Source organism: Bradyrhizobium manausense (assembly GCF_001440035.1).
Taxonomy (GTDB): Bacteria; Pseudomonadota; Alphaproteobacteria; order Rhizobiales; family Xanthobacteraceae; genus Bradyrhizobium; species Bradyrhizobium manausense.
The window spans coordinates 115,914-131,062 of record NZ_LJYG01000045.1 but is presented as its reverse complement, the minus strand read 5'-3'; the positions used below and the strand labels follow the sequence as shown (position 1 = coordinate 131,062).

Below are 15,149 nucleotides of genomic sequence, written 5' to 3'. Positions count from 1 at the left end.
GACCTCGCCGACCTAGGTCCGATAGGACGGATGCCAGAACGTTGTCGCGCGTTCGGCCAGCGTGACAAAGCCGTAGAAAGCCATTCCGGCGAGGGCGGCCAACGCGATCTCCGCCCAGACCATGTCGATGGCCATGCGGCCTGCCTCGGTGGAGATGCGAAATCCGATACCCTGTGTCGGAGTTCCGAAAAACTCTGCAACGATCGCGCCAATCAGGGCAAGCGTGGCGTTGATCTTGAGCGCGTTGAAGATGAAAGGCAGCGCGGCCGGCAGATGCAGCTTGGCCAGCGCCTGGGCATGCGTGGCGCCGTAGGAGCGCATCAGGTCGCGCTCGATATGGCCGGCCGCATTCAGCCCGGCGATGGCGTTGACCAGCATCGGGAAGAAAGTCACGAGCACGACGACGGCGGCTTTCGACGGCCAGTCGAAGCCGAACCACATCACCATGATCGGCGCGACGCCGACGAGCGGAAGCGCCGAAAAGAAGTTGCCGAGCGGCAGCAGCCCGCGGCCGAGGAAGGCGTAGCGGTGCGCCAGGATCGCAACCAGAAGGCCGGCGCCGCAGCCGATGACGTAACCTGCCAGCACGCCGCGGATGAAGGTCTGGACGAAGTCGGCGCCGAGGATCGGCAGCGAATGGGCGAATTTCGTCGCCGCCGCGCTCGGTGACGGCAGCAGCACGGCCGGCACGCCGAAGCCGCGCACCGCGACCTCCCAGAGATAGAACACGGTGAGACCGAACAGGAGCGGCACCATCAGGTCGAGCGCGCGCCGCCGTCTGCCCCGGGCTTGATGCGTCCCGGCGAGATTGACCACACCGAGTGCCGCCGACAGCCAGCACGCCATCACGATCATCCAGAAGCCGGCACGAGCGGTCCCGGCCACGGCCGCATCGTCCAGCAGGACCAGCGACGCGGTGGCGGCGAGCGTCGCGCCGGCAAGACCGGGAATGGTCGCCCGCTGATCCGACAGCCAGGCGGCCAGCAGGAACAAGATGGCAGCTGCGCCGACAATGGACCGGACGACGGCATAAGCCGACAAAGGCGGTGATTGCGGCGCGAGCGGAAGCACGAAGGCGAGCGCCAGCGCGGCGGTCGCGGCGATGAATCCCAGCCTCAGCTTGCGCGGATCCATCAATGCACCCCCATGCGCCGGCCGACGGCGCGTTCGATCAGTCCGATCAGCGCGATCAAGGCGGAGGAGAGGACGGCGGCGGCGACCAGCGCCGACCACAATTGCACGGTCTGGCCGTAATAGGAGCCGGAAAGCAGCCGTGCGCCGATGCCGGCTTCCGCGCCGGTCGGCAGTTCCGCGACGATGGCGCCGATCAGCGAAATCGTCACGGCGACCTTGAGGCTCGCGAACAGATAAGGCACCGATGCCGGCCAGCGCAGCTTCCACAGCACCTGCCGCGGTGTCGCCGACCACGTTCGCATCAGTTCGAGCTGGAGTGGATCGGGCGAGGCAAAGCCCTTCACCATCCCGATGGTGATAGGAAAGAAGCAGAGATAGGCCGAGATGATCGACTTCGGCAGCAGGCCGTGCAGTCCGAGCGCCCCCAGCACCACGATGAAGATCGGCGCCAGCGCCAGCACCGGTACCATCTGCGAGCAGATGATCCAGGGCAGCAGGCTGCGCTCCAGCACGCGGCTGTGCAGGATCAGCAGCGCCAGCACGATCCCGAACAGCGCGCCGAGCAGGAAGCCGAGCAAGGTCGCCGATAGCGTCACCAGCGAATGGTAGACCAGGCTGCGCGGCGCCAGCGGCGGGTAGCCGAACACGGAATCGAGGAAGGCGGCGGCGATCTGGTGCGGGGCCGGCAACAAGGGCCGCTCGGCATCCATGGTGCCGGCGAGCACGTCGCTCACAGTATAGGGTGTCTCTTCGCGCTCGAAGCCGTCGCGGACCAACGACCAGTTCATGGCGACGGCCCCGACATACCAGATCGCAACAAGCGCCAGCACCATTGTGACGGCNGGCTGGCGCGTAGCGCGTGACCAGGGGATGATCCCGAAGCGCGCGCGCGGGACGCGAGGGCAGGGCGAGCGCGCTACTCGTCATAGGAGTGCCCTGCGCGCAGGCCATTGCGCACGCGCTGCGCCACCTTCAAAAATTCCGGCGTCTCGCGGATCTCCAGGGAACGGTCGGTCGGGAAATCGCAGTCGATGACATCGATGATGCGGCCCGGGCGCGGCGACATCACGACGATCCTGGTCGACAGGAATACGGCTTCCGGAATCGAATGGGTCACGAACAGCACGGTCTTGCCGGTCGATTTCCAGAGCTGGAGGAGCTGCTCGTTGAGGTGATCGCGCACGATCTCGTCGAGCGCGCCGAACGGCTCGTCCATCAATAGCAGCGCCGGATCGAACGACAAGGCGCGTGCGATCGAGACCCGCTGCTGCATGCCGCCGGAAAGCTGCCAGGGAAATTTGCGCTCGAAGCCGGTGAGGTTGACCATCGACAAATAGCGCTCGACGCGCTGCTGCTGCTCGATCTCGGAATAGCCCATGATCTGCAGCGGCAGCTTCAGGTTCTTCTCGATGGTTCGCCATGGGAACAGCGCCGGTGCCTGGAATACATAGCCATAGCTGCGGGCAAGCCGCGCCGCTTCCGCGCTCATGTCGTTCACCGTGAGCGTGCCGGACGAAGGCTGCTGCAGATCGGCGATCACCCGCAGCATCGTGGTCTTGCCGCAGCCGGACGGCCCGATGAAGGAGACGAACTCGCCCTCGGCGACTTGCAGATTGACGTTGGAGAGCGCCTCGACCCGGCCGTCGGCGGTGTCGAAGGTCAGCGAGATGTTTTGGGCGTCGACGACGAGCCGCCCCGGTCGGGGGTCCGCGATCGGTTCGTCTGATATGGAGAGACTTGGCTTTGGCATGGCGATGCGAAATATTGTGGCAAAAGCGGTTTGTCGTGGCGCGCCCAATCTTTACGCAGGCGAAGTGCATAATAAGCAGGTTTTTGTCTGATTTCGAAGCAATTGACGCGCGGGTGACTTTTGACTTGCCTTGTTCACAGCAGATAGTTTCGTGTTCGCTTTCGCAACAAGCGCGCGAGCCCTCGATATGCGAGCCATATGAAGCCTGCTCCATTCAAATATGTCCTGGCGTCGTCGCTCGACCACGCGCTCGCGCTGAAGGCCGAACACGGCGACGAAGCGCGCTTTCTCGCAGGTGGCCAAAGCCTTATCCCGGCGATGAATTTTCGCCTGGCGCGGCCTTCGGTGCTGATCGATATCAACGCGCTCACGCGCCTCTCCGGCATTGATCGCCCGGAGGCGGGGCAGGTCAGGGTCGGTGCCTTGACGCGCTATCGGGCGCTCGAGCGGGATGGCGAGTTCCTCAGGAGCTGTCCGCTGTTCGCCGACGCACTGCCGCATATCGCGCATCCGCAAGTTCGTAACCGCGGCACCATCGGCGGCAATCTCTCCCACGCCGATCCGGCATCGGAGCTGCCGGCGCTCGCAATCGCCATGCAGGCCAGGATGCGGATCAGGTCGGCAGCGGGCGAGCGAACGGTGGCGGCGTCCGACTTCTTTGCCGGCCTGCTCACCACCGACCTCGCCAGCGACGAGATGCTGGTCGATATCACTTATCCGGTCCTGGCCCCGCGCAGCGGCGCCTGCTTCATGGAAATCGCCCGCCGCCGCGGCGATTTTGCCATTGCAGGCGTCGCGGCCGTCGTGACACTGGACGAGGAGCGCCGCTGCGCCAGCGTGCGGCTCGCGCTCTGCGGCGTCGGCGAGACGCCGGTGGATGCCGGTGCCGCAGCATTGCCGATGATCGGCAGCCGTTTGACCGGCGATGCGGTCGAAGCGGTCGCCGCAGGCGTGCGGGACCTCATCGCACCGTCCGGCAACGTTCACGCCAGCCCGGACTACCAGCGGCATGTGGCCGGCGTGCTGGTCCAGCGCGCCATCCGCACTGCTCACCAACGGATCAGCCATGCAGCCTGACCACCACGAGATCGAGCTCACGGTGAACGGCACCAGATATCGGCGCACGGTGGAATCGCGCCTGCTGCTGTCCGATTTCCTGCGTCATGAACTCGGGCTCGCCGGCACCCATGTCGGCTGCGAGCACGGCGTATGCGGGGCCTGCACCATCCTTCTCGACGGTGATCCGGTTCGGTCCTGCCTGATGCTGGCGGTGCAGGCCAACGGCCACGCGCTTGCGACGGTCGAGGGGCTGGCGCCTGCGAGCGGCGAGCTGCATCCGGTGCAGCAGGCGATGCACGCCCATCACGGCCTGCAATGCGGCTATTGCACGCCCGGGATCCTGATGACCATGACGGCCTATCTGAACGAGCATCCATCGCCGTCGGAGGACGAGGTGCGCGAGGCGCTGTCAGGCAATCTCTGCCGCTGCACCGGCTATCAGAACATCGTCGATGCGATGATGGATGCGGCCGCGCGGATGCGGGAGGAGGCGCCATGAGCACCCGCTTCTTCGGCGCGCCGGTCAAGCGCAACGAGGACAGGAAGCTCCTGACCGGACAGGCGCTGTTCATCGACGATGTCGAGCTGCCTGATATGCTGCATGTCGCCTTCCTGCGCAGCCAGGTTGCGCATGCGCGCCTGAAGCAGATCGACGTATCGCGCGCGAGACAGCGGCCGGGCGTCGTCGCGGTCTATGTTGCCGAGGACTATGGCGACTATTGGCAGCCCGGTCCGCTTCTGGTGCAGCCCCCGCCGATTCCGGGAAGCACCTTCAATCCGCGCACCCAGGTGCCGCTCGCCAGGGACAAGGTGCGCTATGTCGGCGAGCCGCTCGCTGTTGTCGTCGCAGAGAGCCGCTACCTCGCCGAGGACGCGCTCGACGATATCGATGTGGAGCTGGAGACGCTGCCTGCGGTCGTCGACATCGAGCAGGCGTTGACGTCCTCGTCGGTGCCGGTCCATGACGACCTCGGCTCGAATGTCGCGGCGCATGTCCACCAGGTCAAGGGCGACTATCGCAAGGCCGCCGCGAACGCGCAGATCATCCTCAAGCGCCGCTTTCGCTACGAGCACGGCATCTCCTCGCCGATCGAGACCCGCGGCGTGGTCGCGCATTGGAATGCGCGCGGCCAGCAGATGACGATCTGGGATACGACCCAGGCGCCGGTGTTCATCCGCAACGGCCTTGCCGCCATGCTCGGCCTCGGCGAGCGGCAGGTGCGCGTCATCGCGCCCTTCGTCGGCGGCGGCTTCGGGCCGAAGATCATGATGTTCTACCCGGAAGAGGTGGGGCTGCCGTGGATCTCCATGCGGCTCAACCGTCCGGTCAAATGGATCGAGGACCGGCTCGAGCATTTCGTCGCGACCACGCATGAGCGCGGCCAGATTCACGACGCCGAAATCGCGCTCGCGGCCGACGGCCGCATCCTCGGCGTCAAGGACGTCTTCCTGCACGACACCGGCGCCTACAATACGTACGGCCTGACGGTACCGATCAACAGCCAGTGTACCTTGCTCGGCCCCTACGTGATCCCGGCCTATGACAGCACGTTCACGGCCGTCTTCACCAATCTGCCGATCGTCACGCCCTATCGCGGCGCCGGCAGGCAGCACGGGGTTTTCGTGATCGAGCGGCTGCTCGATCTGGCCGCGCGGGAGCTCGGCATCGATCGCGCCGAGATCCGGCGGCGCAACCTGATTCCACCGGACGCCTTTCCGTACAACAATCAGATCATCTTCCAGGACTTTGCGCCGCTAAGCTATGACAGCGGCAATTACGAGCCTGTGCTCGCCAAGGCGCTCGACGCGATCGGATATCAGCGCTTCCTGAAGGAGGAGCAGCCGAAGTTTCGCGAGGAGGGACGCTGCGTCGGCATCGGTGTTGCCTGCTACGTCGAAGGCACAGGCATCGGCCCCTATGAGGGCGCCAAGGTGCAGGTGCAGGCCAACGGCAAGGTGAACGTGGCGACCGGCATCGGCACCCAGGGGCAGGGGCATTTCACCAGCTTCGCGCAGATCGTCGCCGACCAGCTCGGCGTCGATCCTTCCGATGTCGATATCGTCACCGGTGACACCGATCAGTTCTATTGGGGCGCCGGGACCTTTGCGAGCCGTGGCGCGGTGGTAGCCGGCAACGCCGTCAGCGAGGCATCGGCCGCGGTGAGGCGGAAAGCCCTGAAGCTCGCGGCCGACGCCTTCGAATGCGCCGAGGAGGACCTCGTCCTTGCCGACGGAAAAGTGTCGATCGCGGGGATTCCAGGAAAATTCATCCGCCTCGGCGAACTCGCGCAGCGCGCCAATCCGATGCGCGGTGCGGTGAGGCCGGGTACCGAACCGGGGCTGGAGTCGACGCAATATTTCGGTCCGCCCTCCGGCGCAACTGCGAACGGCGTTCATGCCGCGATCGTCGAGATCGATCCGCTGACCCTCGAGCTGAAGGTGCTTAAGTATGTCGTGGTCCATGACTGCGGCACGGTGATCAATCCGATGATCCTCGAAGGCCAGATCCACGGCGGCGTAGCGCAGGGCATCGGCAATGCCTTCTTCGAGAAGCTTGCCTTCGACGATCAGGGCCAGCTCCTCAACGCTTCGCTCGCCGATTATCTGCTGCCGACCGCGCTCGACGTGCCGCGCATGGAGCTCGACCATACGGTGACGCCGTCGCCGCTCAATCCGCTCGGCATCAAGGGCGCGGGCGAGGCGGGAGCCATTCCGGTGGGTGCGGTGTTCGCGCAGGCGATCGAGGATGCGCTGCAGCTCACCTCGCGCAAGGTCGAGCTGCTCGAAATTCCACTGAGCCCGAGCCGGCTGTTCGAGCTGACACGACAGGAGGACGCATGAGAACAGCACGCGTGTTTCGCCTGTCGATGGCCCATCCCGGCGACCTCTCCGAACTCGATGATCTGATCGTGCGCGGCACGATCAAGGCGGCCGACGTCGCGGCCATCATCGGCAAGACCGAAGGCAATGGCGGCGTCAACGATTTTACCCGCGGCTACTTCACCCAGACGCTGATGGCGCTGCTGTCGAAGCATCGGGGGCGGCCGGCCGCCGAGCTGATCCGCGAGATCCCCTGCGTGCTGTCCGGCGGCACCGAGGGCGTGATGAGCCCGCATTACAGCGTCTTCTGTGTCAGCGAGAGCGAAGCCGCAAAGCACCATCCGTCCGCGCTGGCAATCGGAACTGCCTTCAGCGCTCCGGTGCCGGCCGAAGAGGTCGGTCGGCGCGCCCATGTCGAGAGCGTGGCGGCGACCGTGCGTGCCGCAATGCGCGACGCCGGAATCGAACGGATTGAGGACGTGCATTTCGTCCAGGTGAAATGCCCCTGCGTGACGGTGGCGCGGGCGACGGCGGCCATCGCCGCCGGCAAGACACCGCTCACCAGCGATCCCAACAAGTCGATGGCCTTTGCGCGCGCCGCCGGCGCCTTTGGCGTCGCGCTCGCGCTGTCCGAGATCGGGCCGGACGACTTTACCGATGCGTCGCTGCTCGCCGATTTCTCGATCCAGTCGCCGCGTGCCAGCATTTCCTCGGGCGTCGAGGTCGAAAGCAACGAGGTCGTGGTGCTCGGCAACAGCCCGAACTGGGCGGGCGATTTGCGCATCGCGCACCGGTCGATGAGCGATGCGCTCGATATCGGAGCGGTGGTCGACGTGCTCGCCGATCTCGGCATCGCGGCCAGCCCGCAGGTGTCCGCCGCGGACTCGGCGCGCATCGCCTCGGTGCTGGTCAAATGCGAGCCGGACCGGCGCGGCCGGATCCGCGGCCATCGCCACACCATGCTCGACGACACCGATATCAACGCGCAGCGGCACATAAGAGGTGCGGTTGCCGGCCTCGTGGCCGGCGTGATCGGCGATGGACGCATTTTCGTGTCTGGAGGCGCCGAGCATCAGGGGCCGGATGGCGGCGGGCTGATCGCCGTGATCGCGTCGCAGGAAGGGGCTGGCTAGATGCGGATTGTCATCATCGGCGCTGGCGTCGCGGGATGCGTGATGGCGCGGCGGCTTGCAGCGCTCGACGGCGTCGAAGTCGTCTGCCTCGAGCGGGTCAGCCGCGATGACCACTCTGAAGCAGGCACCGGGCTCAATGTCGGGCCGAACGCGGTGAAGGCGCTGCGTGCGGTCGATCCGGAGCTTGCCGCGCGCATCACCGCGGCGAGCTTCGTCTGGGCCAATTGGCGGATATCGCTCACCGACGGCACCGTGCTGTTCGATCTGCCGCTCAAGGACGTTGCCGATGGGCCCGGCTGGCGTATCCGCTGGTCGGAGCTCTACCGCGTGTTGCGCGAGGCAGCCGGCGCGAGCGTCGCCTATGGCTGCGAGATCACGCATATCGCCCGCGATGCCGCCGATCCGCGCAAGACAAGACTTGCCTGGCGCCAGGATGGAAGCGAGCATCGGCTTGACGGCATCGATCTCCTGATTGCGGCCGACGGCCGTTACTCGGATGTGCGGCGGACCATCTCCGGCGAAGTGCCGGTGCGCCTCACGGGCGTTGCGATCTCGCGTCTCCTGGTGCCTGACACCTCGCGCGGCCTGATCGACGATTATGAGCAATGGTTCAACGGGCCGAACCGGTTGCTGGCGTTCCGCGTGCCGCCGGATCACGTGTATCTGGCCGGCACGTTCCCGATCGAGGGGGAGATCCCCGAGGCCCGCAAGGCGCCTGAGGCGCTGCGCGCCGCCTATACGCCGGCCGAGGCGCCGCCGAGCGACCAGGCGCGCTGGCTGATCGACCAGCTCTGCAATGGCGTCGCCGACACCCATTGGGCGCGGATGCAGGAGCATGATTTGCTCTACCGCGCCGCCGACTGCAACGTGCTCTATCTTGGCGACGCCGCCCATGGCATGGTGCCGACGCTCGGCCAGGGCGCGACCCAGGCGATCGAGGATGCCGCCTGTGCGGCCGCGCTGATCACGCAACGCCATCAGGGCGGTGTGCGTGACGTCGCGGCGTGGCTTGCGGAGATCGAGGCGCTGCGGTCTGATCGCATGCGCTTCGTGATGGAGCTGTCGCTGGCCGCGAGCGACACGATTCTCGCCGGCGGAGATCCGGTCGCGGGCACGCGCAAGAAGAGCGGCGAGCCGTTCCGCGACAAGCTGAAAGCGCTGTATCGTCAAATCGGCCCGCCGATCGACGGCGGCAAGCGTGAGGAGATATTGAGATGACCGATCTGCCGCTCGCGACCGTCCATGGTCTCTATCACATCGCGATCAAGACCGATGATCTCGCCGCGACCAGGACGTTCTGGACCGCGATCATCGGGCTGCGCGAATTTCCCCGGCCCGATTTCGGCTATCCCGGTGCCTGGCTCGGCTGCCCCCAGCCGGGCGGGCTCGGCATCATCCACGTCTATGCCGGCGGCCCCGCGCTCGGCCCCGAAGGCAAGGCGCCATCAGGCACGGCGGCGATCGATCACGTCTCGCTGTCCTGCTCGGGCTATCGCTCCTATGTGGCGCGCTTCAAGGCCGCCGGGCTCGACTGGCGCGAATTCATCGTGCCCGGCACCTCGCTGTGGCAGCTGTTCGTCTACGATCCCTCCGGCGTGCAGCTCGAGCTGACCTTCGAATCATCGGGCGAAGGCGAGGAGAAGCCGGACGTGTCGCCGAGCCGCAAATATGTCGCGGGCGCGAGCTTCTTCGACAAGGCGACCTACCCGAAACTCGGCTGATCCATGAACGATCGCGCTCCGCTCTGGGCCATGTCGGCGTGTGAGTTCGCGCGCGCCTTTGCGGATGGCCTTTCGCCACGCGCGGTGATCGAGGCGACGCTCTCACATATCGCCGCGACCAATCCGCGCCTCAATGCGATCGTGACGCTGGATGCTTCGGGCGCGCTCGCCGCGGCAGATGCGAGCGCGCGGCGTTGGCACGACGGGAAGCCCGCAAGCGCACTCGACGGCGTGCCTGTTACGGTCAAGGACAACATCCTCGTCGCGGGGCTGCGCGCAACCTGGGGGTCGAAGCTCTATCGCGACTTCGTGCCCGATGAGGACGAATTGCCGGTGCGCCGGCTGCGCGAAGCCGGTGCCATCATCCTCGGCAAGACCAACGTGCCTGAATTCACCGTGCACGGTTACACCGACAATGCGCTGTTCGGCACCACCGGCAATCCCTGGGATCCGGCTCTGACACCAGGTGGTTCGAGCGGCGGTGCGGTGGCGGCGGTTGCCACCGGCATGTGCGCGTTCGCGCTCTGCACCGACGGCGGCGGCTCGATCCGGCGCCCGGCCGCTCATACCGGCCTCGTCGGCTTCAAGCCCTCGCGCGACACCGTGGTGCGCGGCAAAGGTTTTCCGGCCATCCTGGGTGAGTTCGAGGTGATCGGCCCGATCGCACGCGGCGTCGAGGATGTTCTCGCAGCGATGGAGGTGATCGCTGCGCCGGCGTGGCCGCGCCTCATGGCTGCGCCGTTGCCGCCACGGCCGCGGATCGCCTATGCGCCGACATTTGGCGGAGCGCCCGTCGACCCCTTCATTCGCGACGTGATCGAACGCACGATCGCGGAGGCTCGGGCGCTCGGCCTCGACGTCGAGACCCTCTCTCCGTTCACGCTGGCCGATCCGCTTGAAGCGGTGTGGCCCGTGATCAGCCAGACCGGGGTCGCCTGGCTCCTGGAACAGCATCCAGCTTGGCAGGGCCAGGTTAGTCCCGCCATCGCCGAGATGGAGGCGGCCGGGCGCCGCCTGTCGGCGCGCGACTATCTCAATGCACTCGACCAGGTCGCAGCCTTGCGCCGGTCTTTCGATGCGTTGTTCGCGCAGTACGACTTCCTGATCACGCCGTGCGCCGCCGCGATGCCGTGGCCGGCCGCCGAATCCCATCCCCCCGTCATCGACGGCCAGCCGGTCGGGCCGCGCGGCCATGCCGTGTTCACGGCGATCGTGAATGCACTCGGCCTGCCTGCCATGTCTCTTCCTTGTGTCATCCCGGACGGTGCGCTTCCTGTCGGACTTCAAGTGATCGCGGGCCGCGATCATGATGGCCCGCTGGCGAGGTTTGCTCGAGAATATGAAGGCCGGCTGTTCGTGCACCGATGGCCGAATTCGCCCTGACGGGGTGAAGCTGGGATAACGATGCCGCAGCGGGTCAATCCTTCAACGCATAGGCGATGACGTAGTCGCCGCGCTTGGTGCCGAACGAGCCGTGACCGCCGGCCGCGGTGACGACATATTGCTTGCCGCCTGCCTCGTAGCTCATCGGTGTCGATTGGGCGCCGGCGGGCAGGCGGTCTTCCCAGAGCACCTTGCCGTCGCGCACGTCGTAGGCCCGGATCGTGTATTCGTAGGTGCCGGTGTAGAACGCAACGCCGCCGGCGGTCGTGATCGGCCCGCCCAGCATCGGCACGCCCATCCGGAAAGGCAAAGGCAGCGGCGTGGTGTCGCGGATCGTGCCGTTGGGATGCTGCCAGACGATCTTCATCGTCTTCAGATCGATCGCCGCCATCGAGCCCCATGGCGGCCGGTAGCACGGCACGGAGAGGGGCGAGAGGAAGCTCTGGATGTCCACCCCGAACGGCGTGCCATACATCGGCTGCGTGCCGACCTCGCTGCCGACAGGCTTCTCGGCCGTCGGCGCGGGAGGATTGCCGGGACCTCGCGGAATGAGCTTCGAGACGAACGGCAACGACATGGGATTGGCGATGGCGATCTGTCGCACCGGATCGATCGCGATGCCGCCCCATTCGAACATGCCGAGATTGCCGGGAAAGACGAGCGTGCCCTGCAACGAGGGCGGCGTGAACGTGCCCTCGTAACGCAGCCGGTGGAACATGATCCGGCACAAGAGCTGATCGAAGATCGTGCCGCCCCACATATCCGTGCCGGTCAGCTTCGCCTCGGGGCGGAACGTCAGCTCGGAGAACGGTTGCGTCGGCGCACTGCGATCGCCGGGCGCGGCGCCTTGCGGCACCGGGCGTTCCGGTGCCGGCACGATCAGCTCGCCGGTCCGCCGATCGAGCACGAAGATGTTGCCCACCTTGGTCGGCTGGATGATCGCGGGAACGACGCCCTTGGCCGTGGTGACATCGACCAGGCTCGGCTGCGAGGGCACGTCCATGTCCCAGAGGTCGTGATGCACCGTCTGGTACGACCAGACGCGCTTGCCGGAGTTGACGTCGAGCGCAACGATCGAGCTGGAATAGCGCTCGACCAGGGCATTGCGATTGCCGCCCCAGATGTCGGGTCCGTTATTGCCTGTCGGGATGTAGACGAGGTTCAATTTCGGATCGAACGAGGCCGTGATCCACGAATTCGGCGAGCCGTTGGTGTAGTGACGCGTCGGCGACGGCAGCGCGTTTTCATCCGCTGCGCCGGAGTCCCAGGCCCAAACCAGCTTGCCGGTGTAGACGTCGAAGCCGCGGATGACACCGGAGGGCACGTCGACCCCATAATTGTCGATCACTGCCGCTGCGACGACCAATATCTTGTCGCTGACCACAGGCGGCGACGTCGGCTCGAAGAAGCCCAGCGTCTTGATCCCCATGCCTTCCTGGAGATCGAGGCTGCCGTGATCGCCAAAGCTCTCGCACGGCCTGCCGCTGTCGGCATCGAGCGCGATCATGCGGCCGTCATTGACCGGCAGGAAAATCCGGCGGGGGCATTCGCCGGGCGCGGGAGCGCCGCTGCTGTCGACGGCACCATCAGCGGTTTCATGATAGGAGACGCCGCGGCAGGTCATGTGCTGGAACGTCTTGTTGAACACCAGCCTGGGATCGTATCGCCAGCGTTCCTTGCCGGTGCTGGCGTCGAGCGCGAACAGCACCTGGTGCTGTGAGCAAAGATAAAGCGTGTCGCGGACCTTGATCGGGGTGACCTCGAAGGTGGTCTCGCCGGAATCCTCCGGTGTCGGCATGTCGCCGGTGCGGAAGGTCCAGGCGACCTTGAGCTTGCCGACATTGTGGGGCGTGATCTGCTGCAGCGGCGAATAGCGCTGTCCGAATTGCGTGCGTCCATACGCCCGCCAATCGCCATCCGGCTGAGGGTCGGCTTCGCTTTGCGGCACGCTCGATGCTTGCTCGGCGATCGTGCCGTTGCTGTCGTGATAGCTGGACAGCAGCGAGATGACGAGGACGACCGAAGAGGCAGCTACGCCGATCCAGAGTGGCAGCGTCGCGCTTCGGTACGACACCGGCTGGTCTCGCAGCAGCCCGCGAACGATCACGGGCGTGAGCAGCCAGAGCGCCATGGGGAAAACGATGTCGCCCCGCGATGCCAGCGGCCACCAGTCGAACCGCACCTCCGAGATGGCCCACGCCACCGTGGCGACCAGCACGATCGCGAACAGCCAGAGCGCCTGATGGCGCTGTGCCAGCAACAACGCGGCCGTCACGACAATCCCGGCACCGAGAACAAGGTAGAAGATGGATCCGCCGAGCGTGGCGAGCCAGAGGCCGCCGCCCGCGAGCACCAGACCGATCAGGGCATAGACGAGACCTGTGACAAAGACGGCCCTGGATCGCTGCATGGTTGCTCCGGCGGGGCAAAAAGATCGAGCACTGTCCGGTGCAAACGCAGCAGACGGCGCCGAGTTGCAGTTACTGTGGTCAAGTCAACCACAGCTGGCAAGCTTCGACTGCTGCGTCGATGCAACATCCGCGGGCAAAAACTGCGATCCGATGTGATAAGTCTGTTCGGAATTGCGCGCTCGTTGAATACGATCATTGTCGTGTCTTCAGGACTCGCAATAGCCGGGAACCACATCCGTCATGTATCTGGGCATCGATCTCGGCACCTCCGCAGTCAAGACCGTTCTGGTGGACGGCGCGCAGCGCGTGATCGCGAGCGAGAGTCGAGCGCTGACGATCGCCTCGCCGCAGCAAGGCTATTTCGAGCAGGATCCAGCGCAGTGGATCGAGGCGACCTTTGCCACGCTGGACGCCCTGAAGGCCTCGCATGGAGAAGAGCTGGCGAGGGTCGAAGGCATCGGGCTGTCGGGCCAGATGCACGGCCCGACGCTGCTCGATGCGAACGATAGGCCATTGCGGCCCTGCATCCTCTGGAACGACGGACGCTCGGCCGGGGAGTGTCGCATTCTGGAGCAGCGCTGGGCCGCCTTGCGCGCGATCACGGGCAACAAGGCGATGCCCGGCTTTGCGGCGCCAAAGCTGCTCTGGATCGCAAAGCACGAGCCCGACGTTTTTGCGGCGACGCGGCGCGTGCTGTTGCCGAAAGCCTATCTGCGCCTCGTTCTATCGGGAGAGGCCGTCGAGGACGTCTCCGACGCATCGGGTTCGCTATGGCTTGACGCGGCGCGCCGGGACTGGTCGGATGCGGCATTGGCCGCGACCGACCTGTCGCGCGCGCACATGCCGCGCCTGGTGGAGGGGTGCGCGCCGGCGGCTTCATTGCGCAGCGAGCTTGCAGAGCGTTGGGGCATGGTTCGCCGGCCGGTAATCGCGGGCGGCGCCGGCGACAACCCCGCCGGTGCCATCGGCATCGGCGCGATCCGTCCCGGAACTGCATTCATCTCGCTGGGAACCTCAGGCGCCTTGCTGGCGCCATCAGACCATATTGCGACAAACCCGGACCGGGTGGTCCACACCTTCTGCCACGCAATCCCTGGCATGTGGATTCAGGCCGGCGCCATTCTCTCGGCGGCGTCGTGCCTTGCCTGGGCTGCGCGCCTGTTCGGCGTCCCTGAAAGCGAACTGCTGGCGCCGCTGGGCCCGCGGGCGCAGGCGCCGTCACCCGTGAGCTTCCTGCCATATCTTGCGGGCGAGCGGACACCGCACGACGATCCCGTCGTGCGCGGCATGCTCGATGGGCTGAGCCACGGCACCGAACGCACGGCGATCGTGCAGGCCGTGCTGGAGGGCGTAGCCTTCGCGCTAGCCGATTGCAGGGATGCGCTTGGCGATGCCGGCATTGCAGTGACCGAGGCCGACGTCATCGGCGGCGGTTCGCGGTCCCGGTTCTGGCTGTCGGTGCTTGCAAACGTCTTGAATGTTCCGATCCATCGCTTTGCCGAAGGCGAAACCGGCGCGGCGTTCGGTGCGGCGAGATTGGGGCGACTTGCTGTCACCGGCGAGGCCGTCGCAGACGTCTGCACGCCACCGCAACGCGTCGAGACTTTCGAAGCTGACCCCGTGCTGGCTGGGGCCTATGCAGAGCGGCTTCCCGCCTGGCGCCAGCTGTATCGGCCACGCCACTAGCCTCGCTTGGTTGCGCATTTTGACCTGTTCGCTGTTGCCCTGTGCGGCGGCC

Annotated in this window: 12 protein-coding genes; 8 read left to right on the top strand and 4 right to left on the bottom strand. The window is 66.1% G+C overall.

Annotated elements, in window-relative coordinates; translation table 11 throughout:
- Positions 1-12: 12 nt before the first annotated feature.
- The 3 genes from AOQ71_RS10915 to AOQ71_RS10905 form a co-directional block, all read right to left on the bottom strand.
- Positions 13-1,134: an ABC transporter permease gene (locus AOQ71_RS10915; protein ID WP_157083478.1), complete on the bottom strand. Its 1,122-nt coding sequence runs from the start codon at positions 1,132-1,134 to the stop codon at positions 13-15.
- On the bottom strand, positions 1,134-1,844 hold the full coding sequence (locus tag AOQ71_RS10910) for an ABC transporter permease (RefSeq protein WP_347336693.1): 711 nt from the start codon (positions 1,842-1,844) through the stop codon (positions 1,134-1,136). Before AOQ71_RS10910 ends, AOQ71_RS10915 begins: the two co-directional genes overlap by 1 nt.
- A 206-nt stretch (positions 1,845-2,050) precedes the next feature.
- The gene (locus AOQ71_RS10905; RefSeq protein WP_083514111.1) at positions 2,051-2,884 is read right to left on the bottom strand and encodes an ABC transporter ATP-binding protein; all 834 of its coding nucleotides are present in this window, start codon (positions 2,882-2,884) and stop codon (positions 2,051-2,053) included.
- A gap of 198 nt (positions 2,885-3,082) precedes the next feature.
- On the opposite strand from AOQ71_RS10905, the gene AOQ71_RS10900 reads away from it, so the two are divergent.
- From AOQ71_RS10900 to AOQ71_RS10870, 7 genes are read left to right on the top strand one after another with little or no spacing between them, the layout of a single operon-like run.
- Complete coding sequence (locus tag AOQ71_RS10900) at positions 3,083-3,961, top strand: FAD binding domain-containing protein (protein ID WP_057745747.1); 879 nt, start codon at positions 3,083-3,085, stop codon at positions 3,959-3,961.
- Positions 3,951-4,442, top strand: coding sequence for a (2Fe-2S)-binding protein (locus AOQ71_RS10895; RefSeq protein WP_057745744.1), 492 nt, complete (start codon positions 3,951-3,953; stop codon positions 4,440-4,442). The genes AOQ71_RS10900 and AOQ71_RS10895 overlap by 11 nt, the downstream gene beginning before the upstream one ends.
- Positions 4,439-6,784 carry a xanthine dehydrogenase family protein molybdopterin-binding subunit gene (locus AOQ71_RS10890; RefSeq protein ID WP_057745740.1) on the top strand — a complete coding sequence of 782 codons (2,346 nt, stop codon included), beginning with the start codon at positions 4,439-4,441 and terminating at the stop codon, positions 6,782-6,784. The genes AOQ71_RS10895 and AOQ71_RS10890 overlap by 4 nt, the downstream gene beginning before the upstream one ends.
- A complete protein-coding gene (atzD, locus tag AOQ71_RS10885; RefSeq protein ID WP_057745737.1) occupies positions 6,781-7,896 on the top strand; it encodes a cyanuric acid amidohydrolase in 1,116 nt (371 codons plus the stop codon). Before AOQ71_RS10890 ends, atzD begins: the two co-directional genes overlap by 4 nt.
- The gene (locus AOQ71_RS10880; RefSeq protein ID WP_057745734.1) at positions 7,897-9,114 is read left to right on the top strand and encodes an FAD-dependent monooxygenase; all 1,218 of its coding nucleotides are present in this window, start codon (positions 7,897-7,899) and stop codon (positions 9,112-9,114) included.
- Complete coding sequence (locus AOQ71_RS10875; RefSeq protein WP_057745731.1) at positions 9,111-9,617, top strand: VOC family protein; 507 nt, start codon at positions 9,111-9,113, stop codon at positions 9,615-9,617. Before AOQ71_RS10880 ends, AOQ71_RS10875 begins: the two co-directional genes overlap by 4 nt.
- Before the next feature lie 3 nt (positions 9,618-9,620).
- Positions 9,621-11,000 (top strand): amidase, encoded by a 1,380-nt coding sequence (locus AOQ71_RS10870; protein ID WP_057745729.1) that lies wholly within the window; start codon positions 9,621-9,623, stop codon positions 10,998-11,000.
- A gap of 34 nt (positions 11,001-11,034) precedes the next feature.
- Here the strand turns inward: AOQ71_RS10870 and AOQ71_RS10865 are convergent, their stop codons facing one another.
- Positions 11,035-13,410 carry a glucose/quinate/shikimate family membrane-bound PQQ-dependent dehydrogenase gene (locus tag AOQ71_RS10865; RefSeq protein ID WP_057745726.1) on the bottom strand — a complete coding sequence of 792 codons (2,376 nt, stop codon included), beginning with the start codon at positions 13,408-13,410 and terminating at the stop codon, positions 11,035-11,037.
- Between the two features lie 241 nt (positions 13,411-13,651).
- On the opposite strand from AOQ71_RS10865, the gene xylB reads away from it, so the two are divergent.
- On the top strand, positions 13,652-15,097 hold the full coding sequence (gene xylB / locus AOQ71_RS10860; protein ID WP_057745723.1) for a xylulokinase: 1,446 nt from the start codon (positions 13,652-13,654) through the stop codon (positions 15,095-15,097).
- Positions 15,098-15,149: the final 52 nt, after the last annotated feature.

Bases quoted from the DNA above. Each gene is read 5' to 3' on its own strand.
- AOQ71_RS10915 (WP_157083478.1), bottom strand. From the start codon at position 1,134: ATGGATCCGCGCAAGCTGAGGCTGGGATTCATCGCCGCGACCGCCGCG.
- AOQ71_RS10910 (WP_347336693.1), bottom strand. From the start codon at position 1,844: ATGGATGCCGAGCGGCCCTTGTTGCCGGCCCCGCACCAGATCGCCGCC.
- AOQ71_RS10905 (WP_083514111.1), bottom strand. From the start codon at position 2,884: ATGCCAAAGCCAAGTCTCTCCATATCAGACGAACCGATCGCGGACCCC.
- AOQ71_RS10900 (WP_057745747.1), top strand. From the start codon at position 3,083: ATGAAGCCTGCTCCATTCAAATATGTCCTGGCGTCGTCGCTCGACCAC.
- AOQ71_RS10895 (WP_057745744.1), top strand. From the start codon at position 3,951: ATGCAGCCTGACCACCACGAGATCGAGCTCACGGTGAACGGCACCAGA.
- AOQ71_RS10890 (WP_057745740.1), top strand. From the start codon at position 4,439: ATGAGCACCCGCTTCTTCGGCGCGCCGGTCAAGCGCAACGAGGACAGG.
- atzD (WP_057745737.1), top strand. From the start codon at position 6,781: ATGAGAACAGCACGCGTGTTTCGCCTGTCGATGGCCCATCCCGGCGAC.
- AOQ71_RS10880 (WP_057745734.1), top strand. From the start codon at position 7,897: ATGCGGATTGTCATCATCGGCGCTGGCGTCGCGGGATGCGTGATGGCG.
- AOQ71_RS10875 (WP_057745731.1), top strand. From the start codon at position 9,111: ATGACCGATCTGCCGCTCGCGACCGTCCATGGTCTCTATCACATCGCG.
- AOQ71_RS10870 (WP_057745729.1), top strand. From the start codon at position 9,621: ATGAACGATCGCGCTCCGCTCTGGGCCATGTCGGCGTGTGAGTTCGCG.
- AOQ71_RS10865 (WP_057745726.1), bottom strand. From the start codon at position 13,410: ATGCAGCGATCCAGGGCCGTCTTTGTCACAGGTCTCGTCTATGCCCTG.
- xylB (WP_057745723.1), top strand. From the start codon at position 13,652: ATGTATCTGGGCATCGATCTCGGCACCTCCGCAGTCAAGACCGTTCTG.